Source organism: Haematospirillum jordaniae (assembly GCF_001611975.1).
Taxonomy (GTDB): domain Bacteria; phylum Pseudomonadota; class Alphaproteobacteria; order Rhodospirillales; family Rhodospirillaceae; genus Haematospirillum; species Haematospirillum jordaniae.
The window spans coordinates 1,965,324-1,981,409 of sequence record NZ_CP014525.1 but is presented as its reverse complement, the minus strand read 5'-3'; the positions used below and the strand labels follow the sequence as shown (position 1 = coordinate 1,981,409).

The window sequence follows — 16,086 nt, the reverse complement described above, 5'->3', positions numbered from 1 at the left end:
GTGGGTTTTAAGGTCACGTCCCTGCTCCTTTGGTTCAGGTAGACTTTCATTCTGGTTGGCAGGTTATCCTCGTTGCGTCTTTCCGGTAAGCCTTGGTGAATTTTGACCGGAGTCCGAGAGTCATGAGTACCCCTGACCATGCTGAGATGGCCAACGCAATCCGTTTTCTGGCTGCAGATGCGGTTCAGAAGGCCAATTCCGGGCACCCGGGCATGCCAATGGGAATGGCCGATGTCGCGACTGTTCTTTTTACTCGCTTCCTGAAATTTGACAGCTCCGCCCCCCGTTGGGCTGACAGAGATCGTTTTATCCTTTCGGCAGGCCATGGCTCGATGCTGCTGTACAGTCTTGGCTATTTGCTGGGTTATGAAGACGTAACCTTGGATCAGGTAAAGGCATTCCGACAGTTTGGTGCGATCACGGCGGGGCACCCGGAATATGGCCACGTGTCTCTGGCAGAAACCACGACCGGCCCCTTGGGGCAGGGAATTGCCAACGCAGTGGGTTTCGCCTTGGCTGAAAAAATGATGGCTGCACGCCATGGCCGGGATGTGGTTGATCACTGGACCTATGTGATTGCAGGCGATGGATGCCTTATGGAAGGCTTGTCGCAGGAAGCCATAACCATGGCCGGGCATTGGAAGCTCAACCGATTAGTTGTGCTGTGGGATGATAATGCCATCAGCATTGACGGGCAGGTGTCCCTAGCAACCTCAGAGGATCAGCACGCCCGGTTCCGTGCTGCAGGTTGGAATACGATCGCTGTTGATGGTCATGATCCGGAAGCCGTTGCTGCCGCGATTGAGGGAGCGAAGAAATCTGATCGTCCAACCCTGATTGCCTGCAAAACGGTTATAGGGTTTGGTGCCCCGACCTTGGCAGGATCAGAAAAGACCCATGGGGCTCCCTTGGGTGATGTCGAGCTTGCGGGTGCCCGTGCCAAACTTGGCTGGAATTGTGATGCTTTCGATATTCCTGCCCCTGTCCTGTCCGCTTGGCGCAAAGTCGGTCAGCGTGGCAGGGTAGAGCGTCAGGCTTGGGATGATCGTGTTTCTTCATTGCCTGATGAGCGTCGGGTTGCATTTCTTGCAGCTCTTTCAGGGGCATTGCCAGAGGGCTGGGAGCAGGGCCTGATAGATCTGAAAACCAAGGCAGTTGCAGAGAAGACAAAGGTTGCAACCCGCAAGGCCAGTCAGATGGCTCTGGACGCAATTGCACCGTTTGTGCCGTCCTTGATTGGTGGATCGGCTGATCTGACTCACTCCAATCTGACCCTGGCCAAGGGGATGATGTCGGTTCTCCCTGATGACGCCTCTGGCAACTATATTCACTATGGTGTCCGGGAACATGGCATGGCAGCGGTTATGAATGGCCTTGCCCTGCACGGTGGCTTTATTCCCTATGGCGGTACTTTCCTGGTTTTTGCAGATTATGCGCGTCCTGCGATCCGCATGGCAGCCCTGATGGGGATCCGTGTTGTCTATGTCATGACGCATGATTCTATCGGGCTGGGTGAGGATGGGCCGACTCATCAACCGGTGGAGCATCTGGTGTCTTTGCGTGCGATGCCCAATCTTCTGGTGTTCCGCCCTGCTGATATTGTTGAAACGGCAGAGTGCTGGCAGCTGGCTCTGGAAACGACAACCGGGCCAAGCCTTCTGGCATTGTCGCGTCAGAATCTCCCGTGTTTGCGTGACAAGGCCAATGAAAATCAGTCAGCGCGTGGCGCTTATATTCTTGCCGAGGCAGCTGATGGGGTCCGTGATGTCACCCTGCTGGCTACGGGCTCGGAAGTTGAGATTGCCATGAGTGCACGGGAAAGTCTGGCTGGTCGTGGTGTTCGGGCTGCCGTTGTATCGATGCCTTGCCAAGAATTGTTTGATGCCCAGACAGTTGAGTATCGTCGCTCTGTGCTGGGTGATGCTCCGCGCGTTGCTGTTGAAGCAGCGGCAACCTTGGGGTGGGAACGTTATGTCGGTCTGGATGGCGCGATTGTCGGCATGAAGTCCTTCGGGGCGTCGGCACCGGCTGCGGATCTGTACCGTCACTTCGGTATTACAGCCGAGGCCGTTGCAGCAGAAGCCCTGCGTGTGGTGGCCTGATCGTATTGGTGAATCGCGCTTTGCCGGTGCGGGTCACAAAACTGTTTATTAGAGGAGAGAGCTGAATGGCTTCCGTTACACTCCGCCAGCTTCTGGACCACGCGGCCGAATATTCTTATGGGATGCCAGCCTTCAATGTGAATAACCTTGAACAGGTTCTGGCCATCATGAAGGCTGCCGACAAGACCGATTCACCTGTTATTCTTCAGGCCAGTCGCGGTGCCCGCAAATATGCCGGCGATGTCATGATCAAGCACATGATCTTGGCCGTGACCGAGATGTACCCCCACATACCGGTCTGTATGCATCAGGATCATGGTAATAGCCCTGCAACGTGTATGTCAGCGGTGATGAGTGGTTTTACATCGGTCATGATGGATGGATCGCTGGAAAGCGACGGCAAGACCCCCGCAAGTTATGACTATAATGTGCGTGTAACTAGGGCCGTTGCGGAGATGGCGCATATGGTCGGTGTTTCTGTCGAGGGTGAGCTGGGCTGTCTGGGGTCACTGGAAACGGGAAAGGGGGACAAGGAAGACGGACATGGGTTCGAAGGTACGCTTGATCATTCCCAGCTTCTGACAGACCCGGATCAGGCTGCAGATTTTGTTGCGAAAACAGGCGTTGATGCGTTGGCTGTGGCTATTGGCACCAGTCATGGGGCTTATAAGTTCAGTCGCAAACCTACAGGCGATATCTTGGCCATGAATGTTATCAAGGCAATCCATGCCAAGCTTCCTCAGACTCATTTGGTTATGCATGGTGCTTCTTCTGTTCCGCAGGAATTGCAGGATATCATTAATGCTTATGGCGGTGATATGCCACAGACCTTTGGCGTTCCTCTGGAAGAAATCGAGCAGGGGATCAAGTATGGTGTCCGCAAGATTAATATCGATACCGACAATCGTATGGCAATCACCGGGGCTATTCGCAAGGTGTTTGCGGAAAACCGGGCAGAATTTGATCCACGCAGTTACATGAAGCCAGCCATGGATGCCATGGAGAAGGTGTGTGTCAATCGGTTTGAACGTTTCGGGGCTGCCGGGCATGCATCGCGAATCAAGGTCATTCCCTTGGCTGATATGGCCAATCGCTATGCAGAAGCGGGTGCTTTGACCAAGGTTGCCTGATAGCCGGTGGCTATAAGAAGCGGTTTTACCCTCTGTATTGATGTGTGAAAGGGTTGGTCTCCATGGCTGTCAAGGTTGCCCCCAGTATCCTGTCTGCTGATTTTGCCCGCCTTGGCGAGGAGGTGCGTGCCATTGATGCGGCGGGGGCGGATTATATCCATATTGATGTCATGGATGGCCACTTTGTTCCCAACATCACGATTGGTCCTGCTGTTGTAAAGGCTCTACGGCTGCATACCACCAAGATTTTTGATGTGCATCTTATGATTGACCCGGTTGATCCGTATATAGAGGCTTTTGCAGCTGCCGGGGCCGATATTATCACCGTACATGCCGAGGTTGGTGGGCATCTGGACCGAACCCTGCAGCTGATTCGTTCCCTCGGCAAGAAAGCGGGGATCTCACTCAATCCTGCAACACCGGAGTCTGTTCTGGATTATATCCTTGACCGTCTGGATCTGATTTTGGTGATGTCCGTCAATCCTGGTTTTGGTGGCCAGGCATTTATTCCGTCACAGTTGGAGAAAATCCGCCGTATCCGTGCAAAGATCGGGTCACGTCCTATTGAGCTGGAAGTTGACGGGGGGGTAACGCCGGCTGTGGCGCTGGAATGCGTTGAGGCCGGGGCTGATGTTCTGGTCGCGGGGAATGCCGTCTTTTCTGGTGGTTCCGGTCAGTATGCGGCCAATATCAGGGCCTTGAGAGCATAGAACCTGTATCATGACAGAAGGGTAGAGATCGAATCCCACCCTTCTGTCCATTTTGGGCTAGGCTGCCGCAGCCTTTGCTTTTATGCCCAAGTGCTCCCAAACTTGGACAAGGGCGTGACACAGGTGATCAATGTGCTCATCCGTGTGGCGGGGTGTTGGCGTAAAGCGCAGTCTCTCTGTACCTTTTGGGACAGTTGGGTAGTTGATGGGCTGCACATAGATCCCGTGTTTCTCGAGAAGCTCGTCACTTGCCTGTTTACAAAGTGCGGGATCACCAACCATGACAGGCACGATGTGACTTTCCGAAGCCATAACCGGTATGCCCAAGGATTGCAGGCGTTGCTTGAGTATTCTGGCCCGTTCCTGGTGGCATTCCCGGATGGTGTTATGCGTCCGCAGCCAGCGAATACTTGCCAAAGCTCCCGCTGCAACAGCCGGGGGTAACGACGTTGTAAAAATGAAGCCGGCCCCAAAACTACGAACGAAGTCAACAATATGCGACTTGGCCGTAATATAACCCCCTATGGTTCCCACGGCTTTTCCCATGGTGGCCTGTATGATATCGACCCTGTCACGGACGCCGTCGCGCTCTGCAACGCCTGATCCTTGTTCCCCGTACATTCCGACGGCATGGACTTCGTCTAGGAATGTCATGGCGTTATGATGCTCGGCTACATCTATGATTTTCTCGAGTGGTGCAATATCGCCGTCCATGGAATACACGGATTCGAAGATAACCAGTTTGGGTGTACTACGGTCGTGCTGGGACAGCTGCCTATGGAGATCGTCGTAATCGTTATGTTTCCAGATATGCTTCGGTGCGCGGGAATGCCTTATTCCCTCGATCATTGAGTTGTGATTGTCCGAATCAGAAAACAGAACCATGCCCGGAATTTGCGACCCCAAGGTCATCAGGGTGGTCATGTTCGCAATATAGCCAGATGTGAACAGCAGGGCGGCTTCCTTGTTATGCCAGTCGGCCAGCTCTTGTTCCAGAAGCACGTGGTAGTGGTTTGTACCGGATATGTTGCGTGTGCCCCCGGCGCCACCCCCGCAGCGGTCGATGGCATCCTTCATGGCCTCGCGCACCATCGGGCTGACCCCCATGGCCAGATAGTCATTGCTGCACCAGATGGTAATGTCCTGCACGGTTCCGTTACGGTGGCTCCGGGCTTTGGGGAAGGCGTCGACATAACGCTCCAGGTCGGCAAAAATCCGATAATTGCCGGATGAACGCAAACCATCCAGGCGGGACCTGAAGTAATCGTCGTAATTCATTCTCAATAATCCTCCGCCCGGACGACGCGGGCCAGCTTTCGGGCAAACCAAGACTGTTTATCACGCCTGTATCGCTTTGGGGCAAGGCAGAACAACAGCTTTGCCTACGAATACCACGATATCATCGTATTGTTGTGGCGATGAATTTCCAAAATTCTGTGATTGTTGGTGTCGCTGACCAGCAACCTAGACTCTCCATCACACCAGATTCCGGCCGGTTCTCCCAAGGGTTGGCACAGCATATCGCGACATTCCAGTTTGTCGTGCTCAAACGTTGTCACGACCTGAGTTGCCGTATCGATCATACGAATACAGTTGTTGTAGCTGTCGGCAACATACATGGTGTTCCCATGGCCGCAGAGGCCCAACGGGTGTTGCAAGAGAGCCTGTTTGCCAGTTCCGTCCTGCAAGCCAAAGTCAAACAACCCTTGCCCCACAAGTGTTTCAACTGCCTCCTGCGCAAGAACAAGGCGCCGTATGGATGATGTTTCGCTGTCGGCGAAGTACAGTACCTCTTCCTCTTCCCTCCAATATAATCCGCTGGGTTGGGCCAGAAGCGCGTGCCTTGCGGCTCCATCCCGTAGATCTTCACCCCCACTTCCTGCCACCTGACGGATCATCATGCGATCAAGGTCCAGGGCCAGGATTTGATGCGTGCCTGCGTTGGCAATCCACAGGGTTTGGTCGTGGATCTCCAGATCCCATGGAGACGCCAGCGCCGTATGTGGTGCTTCGTGGGTGCCAAGGATCGGTGTGCCGCGTTGCCTATTCCCGCCCAAGGTTGAAACATACCCGTTTTTGAGATCGATACGGCGAACAGAATGATTTCCTGTATCTGCAACAAAGATATCATCTTTTGTGCAGACAAGACCCTGAGGGCTGTTGAAACAGCATTCTTCCTTGTCTCCATCCCGGTATCCCGGCTTGCCGTTCCCGACCTGGAACAGCAGCGTTCCAGAGTCATCCAGAACACTGATGCGGTGATGACCGGAATCAGCAACGGCCCATGCCGGGGTGCCAACGGCACGCGTACTGTTTGGGATTGGCTTGATCTTTCCGGGAAAGCGCAGATTTCCAGTGTGTGCCAATGGGGTCGAGAGATGTAGCCTTGCTCCTGTCCCGTTCTGGCCTTGTTGGTGTATCTCGGCAACAATGTTCCGTACGGCACTTTCCAAGCGCACAGGATCAGGTTCTCCTTCCAAGCGTCCGATGATTTTTCCGTCAGGGCCAATGAACATCAGTGTTGGCCATGCCCTTATAGCATACTGATTCCACAGGATGTGGTGAGGATCATGAAGCACAGGATGCGTCAGATCATAACGCTGTACGGCACTGCGTACGGCATTCACATTTTCCTCGGCTATAAATTTGGGGGAGTGGATGCCAATAACAACAACATCATCGGGAAATGCATTTTCAATGTGTTTGAGCGTTGGCATGACCTGAATGCAATTGATGCAACAAAAGGTCCAGAAATCCAGAATGACCAGACGCCCCCTGAGATCTGACAGCAGCAGAGGCGACGGAGTATTGATCCAGACCAGGTCTTTGCCCTTCAGCTCAGGTGCATGGACGGGGCCGTACATGATTTCGGATACCTCGCGATGTATGGGGCAAGATGGCAGATAAGGCAGGTGATTTCGTTCTGTGTTGTACGAACGGGGGTTGAGGAATGCGTACATCCGGGTATGATGCCACGGACAGGTTTGTGTACCTGATATAACCCGGGACTATGCAGGAGATTGTGCGTGTCATTCAAAGATATTCTCGTGATTGCAGATACGACACCCGGGTTTGCGCTGCGTCTGGATGTTGCCCTGAAGCTGGCTGCGCGTTTTGATGCCCATGTTACGGCGCTTTTTGTGCGTCAGACTCCTTCTTTCCCGCCTTTTATCGAAGGGCAGGTTGCTGCTGATTTTCTGGAGGCCGTAGAGGCCTGTTCTGTTGCCGCGCAAGGGGAGGCAAAAGCTGTTTTCGATGACAGGGCGTCCCGCTATGCCAAGGCATATTGGAAACAGCTGGAAGGTGATTTGGTCGACGAGGCTGTTCATCATGCCATGCACGCTGATTTGACCGTCGTTGGGCAATATAACCCCGATGATCCGGCAACAGATGCACAAAGGAACCTGTGTGACCTTCTGCTTCTGGATTCCGGTGCGCCTGTTCTGGTTCTTCCGGGGTCGGTGCAGGTTGATACGCTTGGTGACCAGATTGTTGTAGGCTGGAACTCCAGCCGGGAGTCCTGTCGCGCCGTTCATGACGCGATGCCTCTGCTGAAGACAGCGCAGCGTGTCGAAGTTATTGCGGTGGACGATACACGTCATGATGAGAAAATCCGCCAAGATGATGCACAGCTTACCATCATGCCCAATCTTTCCCATCATGGTGTGAAAGCCGAAGGAAAAGTGGTTGGGGATGTATGCTATGATATTGGGCAGACTTTGCTGCAGTGTGCTCAGTCCGCTAACGCAGATTTAATCGTGACCGGGGCTTGGGGGCGTTCACGTCTGCGCGAAATGGTTCTGGGTGGGGTAACCAGCCATTTGTTGCGCCATGCCGGAATTCCTATCCTGATGTCCCACTAGGGCTCGTGGTGCTGGATTCGGCCAGGATTCTTATCCAGAAGATGATTCGTAGGCTTTGAGTAGCGCCATGGTTGTCGTTGAATGTTCTGGTAAATAAGATACCCAGTTCTTTTGAGCTTGGGCAGGCAGGGTCTTTTCTTGACCCTGCCGTGCTCTCGCGTATTGTCCGCCCCCGGGCCGGAAACACCCTGTTCCGGGCGTTTTCGTGTTGTCAGGAGAGAGTATGGACAGCGCCAAAGCCATAACATCGTATCGCAAGCACTGGGCCAGCCGGTTTGGGACAGCGCCGTTTCTTCCCACAAGTCGTGCCGAAATGGATGCGCTGGGTTGGGACAGTTGCGATATTATCCTTGTGACCGGGGATGCCTATGTCGATCACCCTAGTTTCGGCATGGCGGTTATTGGGCGCACATGGGAGGATCAAGGATTTCGTGTTGGTATCATTGCCCAGCCGGACTGGACAAACCCGGATGCTTTCAGGGCTCTGGGTCGTCCTAACCTGTTTTTCGGGGTGACAGCCGGCAATATGGATTCGATGGTCAATCACTATACCTCGGACCGCCGCATCCGCCACAATGACAGTTATACGCCTAACGATGAAGGTGGGAAGCGTCCTGACCGGGCTGTGATTGTCTATTCACAGCGTTGCCGCGAAGCATGGCGGGACGTGCCGATCGTTATTGGCGGTATAGAAGCTTCGCTTCGCCGGATTGCCCACTATGACTATTGGTCAGACAAGGTGCGCCGGTCCGTTCTGATGGACAGCAAGGCTGACATCTTGTGCTATGGCAATGCCGAACGTGCCATTGTGGAGATTGCCCATCGCACTGCCCGGGGTCAGCATCCGCGCACCATGACGGATATAAGGGGCGTTGCTGTCGTGCGTGACTCTGTCCCCGAGGACTGGGTTGTGCTGGATGCCAGTACGATTGATTGTGCCAGCCGTCATGTGGGAGGGGGTGAGGAAGTCGCTGGTGGCGAGAGTGCCCTGCGTCGGGTGAATACCGCTGATCACCCTGCGGAGAGAACGGTTGTCCGTCTTCCTTCCTTCGAATCTGTGGCAGATGACAAGGTGCTGTATGGTCACGCTTCGCGTATCCTGCATCTTGAAAGCAATCCCGGTAACGCCAGGGCTCTGGTCCAGCGACATGGCGACAAAGAGGTATGGCTGACACCTCCTCCTATTCCCCTGACTACGGCGGAAATGGATCATGTGTTTGGCTTGCCTTATGCCCGTGCCCCTCATCCGTCGTACGGTGATGCCCGGATACCTGCCTGGGAGATGATCCGGTTCTCGGTCAATATCATGCGGGGATGTTTTGGTGGGTGTTCGTTCTGCTCCATTACGGAACACGAAGGCCGCATTATTCAAAGCCGTTCCGAGGCATCGGTCCTGAAAGAAATTGAATTAATCCGCGACAAGACCAAGGGCTTTACCGGTGTTATCTCTGACCTAGGTGGCCCTACGGCAAATATGTATCGTCTGGCCTGCAAGGATCAGGCTATCCAAGATGTGTGCCGTCGGCCATCCTGTGTATATCCATCTATTTGCAGCAACCTGAATACAGATCACAGCAGCCTTGTCCAGCTGTACCGCAAGGCCAGGGATATTGACGGGATCAAGAAAATCCTGATTGCGTCCGGGTTACGCTATGACCTTGCAGTTCGAAGCCCGGAATATGTGCGAGAACTTACCACGCATCATGTGGGCGGTTATCTGAAGATCGCGCCTGAGCATACCGAAGAAGGCCCTCTGTCCAAGATGATGAAGCCCGGTATCGGGACCTATGAAGCGTTTCGTACCCTGTTCGAGAAATACTCCCGCGAGGCTGGGAAGGAGCAGTACCTCATCCCCTATTTTATTGCAGCTCATCCCGGTACAACGGATGAGGATATGATGAATTTGGCGCTTTGGTTGAAGCGCAATGGGTTCAGGGCGGATCAGGTTCAGGCTTTTCTACCATCCCCGATGTCGCTGGCTGCGGCCATGTATCGCAGCGAGCGCAATCCGCTCAAGCCCGTTAAGCGTGACGGGGGGGACATTGTGTATACGCCCCGGGGTTTGAGGCAGCGCCGTCTGCACAAGGCATTCCTGCGTTACCATGACCCGGAAAATTGGCCTATGCTGCGCGAGGCGTTACAGCACATGGGGCGTGCAGATCTTATCGGGAATGGCAAGAAGCATCTTGTTCCGTCTTGGCAACCTGCGGGGACTGGAAGACAGGGCGGGGAAGGAAAGCGTACCGGGCGCAAACACGGTACGCAGTCGTTCTTTACCACCCACGCCGGGCAGGGGCGTCGTCCGGTGAACGCTTCCAAGGCGAGGGCACGCCACGTTCCTTCCACCTGATACCAAATCCCGGGAAAGAAAAGGGGCCGGCATATAGGCCCCTTTTCATTTACGAGCAGCCGTTGGTTGAGCCACACGTTTCGCATTTCATGCAGGTTCCGTTACGGACCAGTGTGAAATTTCCGCACTCTGTGCAACTGTCACCTTCATATCCTTTCAGGCGTGCTTCCCGGATACGATTGCTGCGATTGGATGAAGAGGGGCCTGAAAGTGTGCCGCCATAGCTGTTTCCGCCGCCCTGTGCTGTTTTCAGAACATACAGGTTGGACAGGTCAGCCGTGCGAACGTATCCCTTGGAAACAGTGCGCTCGACCAAGTTCTCACCCCATTGGTCCAAGTCACCTTCTTCATGGCCATCGCCAATGGCATCGGGAACCAGATCCGCAGGTTCAACATGGGCCAGATCGGTGCGACCCAGATAACTGACAGCGACTTCCCGGAAAATATAGTCAAGAATGGAGGTGGCCATCTTGATGGCATCATTCCCCTCCACTACGCCGGACGGTTCGAAGCGGACGAAGGTAAAGGCCTCGACGAACTCCTCAAGCGGCACGCCATATTGCAGGCCGATTGAAATGGCGATGGCAAAGTTGTTCATCAAGGACCTGAAAGCGGCTCCTTCCTTGTGCATGTCAATGAACAGCTCGCCAAGCGTCCCATCCTCATACTCTCCTGTTCGCAGGTACACCTTGTGGCCGCCAACGACGGCTTTCTGGGTATATCCCTTGCGTCGATCAGGAAGACGACGGCGCACAGCTGTCCTGATCAGGCGTTCCGTGACCTTTTCAGCAACAAGGGCAGCGCGCTGCGGAGAGGGCGCCTTGACAACTGTTTCAACAAGATCAATGGCATCTTCGATATCGTCATCGGTATGGGTATCCAGCACAGCCTGCAAGGGCTGCGACAACTTGGAGCCATCACGATAGAGCGCGTTGGCTTTGAGTCCCAGTGACCACGATAGTTCATAGACACGTCGGCATTCCGCTACGGTGGCATGGTTTGGCATGTTGACCGTCTTTGAAATGGCACCAGAAATGAATGGCTGGGCCGCAGCCATCATCCGGATATGGCTTTCAGCGGACAGAAACCGGGTTCCGGTGCGCCCACACGGGTTTGCGCAGTCAAAGACTGGCAGGTGTTCCGGTTTCAGATGAGGTGCTCCTTCCAGGGTCATGGAGCCACATACCCACGTGTTGGCACGTTCAACCTGTTCCTGGCTGAAGCCAAGAGCCTTCAGCATGTCAAAGCCCGGGTCGTCGGTTATGATGTTGCTGAGACCCAGAACGGTGTGACAGAAATCGTCCCCCAGCGTCCATTTGTTGAAGACAAAGCGGATATCAAATGCGGATTTAAGAGCTTGCTCCAGCTTGTCCAGAACCTCAGGCGTGAAACCAAGACGGGAGAGGGCCTCATGGTTGATATCCGGGGCCTTTTCCAAGGATCCATGACCAAGGGCATGGGATACAATGGCATCAATTTCGGCATAGCGATACCCGAGGGAATGCAGTGCCAGCGGTACCATACGGTTGATGATCCGGAAGTATCCGCCCCCCGCCAGTTTCTTGAACTTCACCAGTGAAAAGTCCGGCTCTATGCCGGTGGTATCACAGTCCATGACCAGCCCGATTGTCCCGGTGGGTGCGATGACACTGACCTGGGCATTGCGGAACCCGTGCCGTTTTCCCATTGAAAGGGCGTGATCCCAGGACTGCCGGGCTGCTTCTGTCAGCTGGATATCAGTACAGGCTGCAGCATTGAGGGGGGTTGGTGCAACGCTGAGGTCCTCGTACCCTTCTGTATGTCCATGGGCTGCCCGATGATGATTGCGGATCACGCGCATCATATGCGGGGCGTTGTCGGCATATCCGGCAAAAGCACCCAGTTCACTGGCAATTTCGGCAGAGGTTGCATAGGCGGTTCCGGTCATCAAGGCCGTGATGGCGGCACACGTCGCCCGTCCTTCCTCGCTGTCATAGGGGATGCCATTGGCCATCAGGAAGCCACCCAGGTTGGCATATCCCAGCCCGAGGGTACGGAATCGGAACGACTGCTCGGCGATACGTGCCGACGGGAACTGTGCCATCATGACCGATATTTCAAGCACCAGCGTCCACAGGCGGCAGGCATGGGCAAAGGTGGCGCTGTTGAAAGTGCCATCTTTTTCCCGGAATGCCATCAGGTTCAGGGATGCCAGATTGCAGGCTGTATCATCCAGGAACATATATTCGGAGCAAGGGTTGGATGCATTGATCCGGCCGGATACGGGGCAGGTATGCCACTCGTTGATAGTGGTATCGAACTGGACCCCGGGATCGGCACAGGACCAAGCAGCCTCGGCCATGCGGTCCCACAGGTCTCGGGCCGGAACGGTTTTGGCTGTTGTACCGTCTGTGCGCTGTCGCAGGGTCCAGTCCTTATTCTCGCGAACAGCTTCCAGGAACACATTACTGATCCTGACGGTGTTGTTGGAATTCTGGCCGGAAACCGTGGCATAGGCTTCGGAGTCCCAGTCTGTGTTGTATTCCGGGAAGCTGATATCGACAAAGCCTTCGGCTGCCAGCTGAAGGGTGCGGTGGATCAACGCTTCGGGAACATCGGCCTTGCGTGCTTCCCGGATGACCTTCTTCAGAGAGGCATTGCGGTCCGGGTCACAGCGGGCTTCGGGCTCCCCCGTCGCATTCCGGCATGCAGCCAACAGGGCACGTGTGTAGCGACGGATGCTGCGCGATCCTGCGACAAGGGCGGCGACCTTCTGCTCCTCCTGCATTTTCCAGTCAATAAAGGCTTCAATATCCGGATGGTCGATGTCAACAATAACCATTTTGGCGGCCCGGCGTGTTGTTCCGCCGGATTTGATCGCTCCGGCGGCTCTGTCGCCAATTTTCAGGAAACTCATCAAACCGGACGACCGACCCCCACCAGCCAAGGGTTCATTCTCTCCACGCAGGGTCGAGAAATTGCTGCCGGTTCCGGAACCATATTTGAACAGGCGTGCTTCACGGACCCACAGGTCCATGATACCGCCATCCCCCACTAGGTCGTCATTGACCGACTGGATAAAGCAGGCGTGGGGTTGGGGGTGTTCATATGCCGATGTCGAGCGTGTCAGCTTTCCGCTCTGGTAATCAACGTAGAAATGCCCTTGTCCCTTGCTGTCGATCCCATAGGCCCAGTGCAGTCCTGTATTGAACCACTGTGGGGAGTTGGGAGCGCCAATTTGACGGGCCAGCATGTGACGTGTTTCGTCATAGAATGCTGCGGCATCCTGTTCTGTTGAGAAGTAACCGCCTTTCCACCCCCAGTAGGCCCATGTGCCAGCCATGCGGTCAAAAACCTGCCGGGCATCATGTTCTCCTCCGCTGCGTTCGGCTTCCGGTAGGGAAGCCATGGCATCAACATCCGCAATGCGTCTTTGCAGAAAAGATGGTACGCCCTTTTCCCGTACCGGTTTCACCGCCTTGGGGACGCCACGCTGCCGAAAGTATTTTTGTGCCAGGATATCGGTTGCAACCTGGCTCCAGGCAGAGGGAACAACAATATCGGCATGCCGGAAGACCATCGAGCCGTCCGGATTGCGAATTTCGCTGGATGCGGTGCGGAATTCTATCCCGGTGTAGGCGTCCTGGTTTTCGGTTGTGAACAGACGGTCGATCTTCATGGCGCTCTCAGCCTTTTTCCGCTGGTGACATGCGGTTTTGCATCGCAGGTCTTCGGGGGGTGTCCGGGGACATTTTTCCTGTGAGACGCGACGCAAGCACAATATGTAGTGCTATATTCGCTTCAACAACACTACATTACGATTTGTGGCTGTTGCGAACAAATCAATTATCTGATCTGGACGGCAAAAAATGTTGTTCTTCGTCCAGATCATTCCAGTGCCGTGCCATGTTTGTATCTGTGCACGCTGGACGCTGCCGTGGATTTGCCCCATAATGGGGAGGGTAGTACCCTGCGAAGCCCCCTTCACAGGGCCTCTTCTGTTGATTTGTGCCGGTTAATGCTGGTACACCCTAGTTTCCTGTTCTCGAAGGAGGCGTGCGAGGATGATTACCGGCACCTTGCTACACACCTTGCTCTGCGGTCGCCAAGTTGGCACCGATGAGTTTGGAAATCGTTATTACGAGGCCCGGAAGAACCCGCGGACGGGGGAGCGCCGCCGTCGTTGGGTGCTTTTCAAGGGAGAGATTGAGGCGTCAAAAGTGCCGCCCCACTGGCATGCTTGGCTGCACTATACGACGGATGCCCCGATAGTGGTGTCTACACATGCTTGGGAGAAACCCCATACCAAGAATATGACGGGTTCCTCTTCTGCCTATGTTCCTCCGGGTGATGACCGGGCAGGCGGCCGTCGTGCCCCGGCGACTGGCGACTATGAGCCGTGGCGTCCGGCCTGAATGTTCAAAAGGCAGCTGTTATACTGATGTCAATACGTATCGCGTCTCTGGTAACTTATCGGGACACGCTTGTCGGCGGTGTCGTGCTTGCCTGTTTTGCATTTGCTTTGGGTGCGAATGCGTTGGGGCGGAGTCGCTCCGAAGTCGCTGAGGGATATTTGCTGCGGGCCTCTTTTCATAGTGCGGAGGGCTTGTCTGTCGGCGCGGATGTACGTCTTGCCGGTGTTTCCGTTGGTCGTGTTTCTGCCCGGTCCTTGGGTGGGGCAGGTCGTGCTGATGTTGATCTGATTGTTTCTAATGGCGTTTCCATTCCCTTGGACAGCGCTGCAATGATTGAGACCGATGGCCTTCTGGGATCGAAATATGTTGAAATACAGCCTGGCGGTGATGACGATTTTCTGAAGGCAGGGCAGACTTTTGGGTATACGCAGGATTCGCTGGTTCTCGAGGATTTGCTAGGGCGTGTTCTGGAGATGGCGCGCAATAGGCAGTCGAAAGTCGCTCCGCTGCCCTGTCCCGTAACAAGGGATCCGGGCGTATTACCAAGGCAGGGTGTATCTCCAGATGATGAGCAGCACACACGGGCTATTACAACCCGTATGGACAAGCGGGAAGGCTGATGACACGTAATCCTATTGAAACTGTGATGGGTGCTCTGGTACTGGTCGTAGCTTTGCTTTTTCTGCTCTTTGCTTGGCAGAGTTCGGATCTCCGTCCCGTTTCCGGATATCCTGTGCACGTCCAGTTTAACAAGGCTGGCGGTCTCGCTGTTGGTGCAGATGTTCGTATATCTGGCATTAAGGTGGGCAGTGTCAGCCGCCAATTTCTGGATAATCAGACCTATCGGGCCATTGTGTCGCTCTCTATCATGCCCGGGGTTCAGCTCCCGGAAGATACCGTTGCCAGCATTGCATCCGATGGTCTTCTGGGTGGCAAGTTTGTGCGACTGGAACCCGGTCAGAGTCGTTCCTTCTTGGAATCAGGCGGAACAATCACGAACAGTCAGGATTTCCGGTCTGTGGAAGATATGGTGAGTGAACTGATCTTCCTTGCGACGAAGGAACCGGCTTCTTCTGGTGCTGCTCCGGTGCCCGAAGGGCCTGTGCCAGAGTGATGGGGGCATTAAAAGGAAAAGGGCGGACTGATTTCTTGCTGCGCGCCTTGTGTGCGTTGGTGGTTACTGTATCTACTGCAGTATTGGTTGTTGCGCCGTCTGGAGCTGCTGAAACAATCGAGCGACGTATTGCTGTTTTGCGTTGGTTGGATAAGGCTGCTGCCAGAGTTCAGACTATGGAAGTTGAAGTAAACCGCACCTTCCAGATCCAAGCGCTTCAGATTATCGCCCGTGCATGTGTCGAGCGTCCCCCTGAAGAACCCCCTGAAAGTGCTGTTTTTCTCGATGTGTGGGAAAACAAAGCCAATCAGCCCGCTGTCGAGGTCTTTCGTGGCTGGATGTATGCTTCTAGTCCTGGCTTGTCTGCTATGGAGCATCCTGTCTATGACATCTGGGTTCTGGACTGCAAGGAATAGCGGGAAG

At 54.6% G+C, this 16,086-nt stretch carries 12 protein-coding genes; 9 read left to right on the top strand and 3 right to left on the bottom strand.

Annotated features, from left to right (window positions below; all coding sequences use genetic code 11):
• Nucleotides 1–122: 122 nt before the first annotated feature.
• The 3 genes from tkt (at nucleotide 123) to rpe (ending at nucleotide 3,942) form a co-directional block, all read left to right on the top strand.
• Nucleotides 123–2,102, top strand: coding sequence for a transketolase (tkt, locus tag AY555_RS09305; protein WP_066135961.1), 1,980 nt, complete (start codon nucleotides 123–125; stop codon nucleotides 2,100–2,102).
• Nucleotides 2,103–2,167: 65 nt separating this feature from the next.
• A complete protein-coding gene (gene fba / locus AY555_RS09300; protein ID WP_066135958.1) occupies nucleotides 2,168–3,232 on the top strand; it encodes a class II fructose-bisphosphate aldolase in 1,065 nt (354 codons plus the stop codon).
• Between the two features lie 62 nt (nucleotides 3,233–3,294).
• Nucleotides 3,295–3,942 carry a ribulose-phosphate 3-epimerase gene (gene rpe, locus AY555_RS09295; protein WP_066135955.1) on the top strand — a complete coding sequence of 216 codons (648 nt, stop codon included), beginning with the start codon at nucleotides 3,295–3,297 and terminating at the stop codon, nucleotides 3,940–3,942.
• Nucleotides 3,943–3,999: 57 nt separating this feature from the next.
• Here the strand turns inward: rpe and hemA are convergent, their stop codons facing one another.
• Both hemA and AY555_RS09285 read right to left on the bottom strand, forming a co-directional pair.
• Complete coding sequence (hemA, locus tag AY555_RS09290) at nucleotides 4,000–5,220, bottom strand: 5-aminolevulinate synthase (RefSeq protein WP_066135951.1); 1,221 nt, start codon at nucleotides 5,218–5,220, stop codon at nucleotides 4,000–4,002.
• Nucleotides 5,221–5,324: 104 nt separating this feature from the next.
• Nucleotides 5,325–6,806: a thioredoxin-like domain-containing protein gene (locus AY555_RS09285; protein WP_066135948.1), complete on the bottom strand. Its 1,482-nt coding sequence runs from the start codon at nucleotides 6,804–6,806 to the stop codon at nucleotides 5,325–5,327.
• 162 nt (nucleotides 6,807–6,968) lie between these two features.
• Between AY555_RS09285 and AY555_RS09280 the strand changes: the two genes are divergently transcribed.
• Nucleotides 6,969–7,805 (top strand): universal stress protein, encoded by an 837-nt coding sequence (locus tag AY555_RS09280; protein WP_066135945.1) that lies wholly within the window; start codon nucleotides 6,969–6,971, stop codon nucleotides 7,803–7,805.
• Nucleotides 7,806–8,028: 223 nt separating this feature from the next.
• Nucleotides 8,029–10,155, top strand: coding sequence for a YgiQ family radical SAM protein (locus AY555_RS09275; RefSeq protein ID WP_066135942.1), 2,127 nt, complete (start codon nucleotides 8,029–8,031; stop codon nucleotides 10,153–10,155).
• Between the two features lie 49 nt (nucleotides 10,156–10,204).
• On the opposite strand, the gene AY555_RS09270 is transcribed toward AY555_RS09275, so the two are convergent.
• On the bottom strand, nucleotides 10,205–13,813 hold the full coding sequence (locus tag AY555_RS09270; protein WP_066135939.1) for a vitamin B12-dependent ribonucleotide reductase: 3,609 nt from the start codon (nucleotides 13,811–13,813) through the stop codon (nucleotides 10,205–10,207).
• A gap of 385 nt (nucleotides 13,814–14,198) precedes the next feature.
• Here AY555_RS09270 and AY555_RS09265 point away from each other — a divergent pair, with 385 nt between their 5' ends.
• From AY555_RS09265 to AY555_RS09250, 4 genes are read left to right on the top strand one after another with little or no spacing between them, the layout of a single operon-like run.
• A complete protein-coding gene (locus AY555_RS09265) occupies nucleotides 14,199–14,549 on the top strand; it encodes an NADH:ubiquinone oxidoreductase subunit NDUFA12 (protein WP_066135936.1) in 351 nt (116 codons plus the stop codon).
• A gap of 26 nt (nucleotides 14,550–14,575) precedes the next feature.
• Nucleotides 14,576–15,169, top strand: coding sequence for an outer membrane lipid asymmetry maintenance protein MlaD (mlaD, locus tag AY555_RS09260; RefSeq protein ID WP_082812097.1), 594 nt, complete (start codon nucleotides 14,576–14,578; stop codon nucleotides 15,167–15,169).
• A complete protein-coding gene (locus AY555_RS09255) occupies nucleotides 15,169–15,663 on the top strand; it encodes an MlaD family protein (protein WP_066135930.1) in 495 nt (164 codons plus the stop codon). Before mlaD ends, AY555_RS09255 begins: the two co-directional genes overlap by 1 nt.
• Nucleotides 15,663–16,079: a DUF2155 domain-containing protein gene (locus AY555_RS09250; RefSeq protein ID WP_082811982.1), complete on the top strand. Its 417-nt coding sequence runs from the start codon at nucleotides 15,663–15,665 to the stop codon at nucleotides 16,077–16,079. Before AY555_RS09255 ends, AY555_RS09250 begins: the two co-directional genes overlap by 1 nt.
• The last annotated feature ends 7 nt before the right edge of the window (nucleotides 16,080–16,086 follow it).

Coding starts and splice junctions, on each gene's coding strand:
- tkt (WP_066135961.1), top strand. CDS start 123: ATGAGTACCCCTGACCATGCTGAGATGGCCAACGCAATCCGTTTTCTG.
- fba (WP_066135958.1), top strand. CDS start 2,168: ATGGCTTCCGTTACACTCCGCCAGCTTCTGGACCACGCGGCCGAATAT.
- rpe (WP_066135955.1), top strand. CDS start 3,295: ATGGCTGTCAAGGTTGCCCCCAGTATCCTGTCTGCTGATTTTGCCCGC.
- hemA (WP_066135951.1), bottom strand. CDS start 5,220: ATGAATTACGACGATTACTTCAGGTCCCGCCTGGATGGTTTGCGTTCA.
- AY555_RS09285 (WP_066135948.1), bottom strand. CDS start 6,806: ATGTACGGCCCCGTCCATGCACCTGAGCTGAAGGGCAAAGACCTGGTC.
- AY555_RS09275 (WP_066135942.1), top strand. CDS start 8,029: ATGGACAGCGCCAAAGCCATAACATCGTATCGCAAGCACTGGGCCAGC.
- AY555_RS09270 (WP_066135939.1), bottom strand. CDS start 13,813: ATGAAGATCGACCGTCTGTTCACAACCGAAAACCAGGACGCCTACACC.
- AY555_RS09265 (WP_066135936.1), top strand. CDS start 14,199: ATGATTACCGGCACCTTGCTACACACCTTGCTCTGCGGTCGCCAAGTT.
- mlaD (WP_082812097.1), top strand. CDS start 14,576: ATGTCAATACGTATCGCGTCTCTGGTAACTTATCGGGACACGCTTGTC.
- AY555_RS09255 (WP_066135930.1), top strand. CDS start 15,169: ATGACACGTAATCCTATTGAAACTGTGATGGGTGCTCTGGTACTGGTC.
- AY555_RS09250 (WP_082811982.1), top strand. CDS start 15,663: ATGGGGGCATTAAAAGGAAAAGGGCGGACTGATTTCTTGCTGCGCGCC.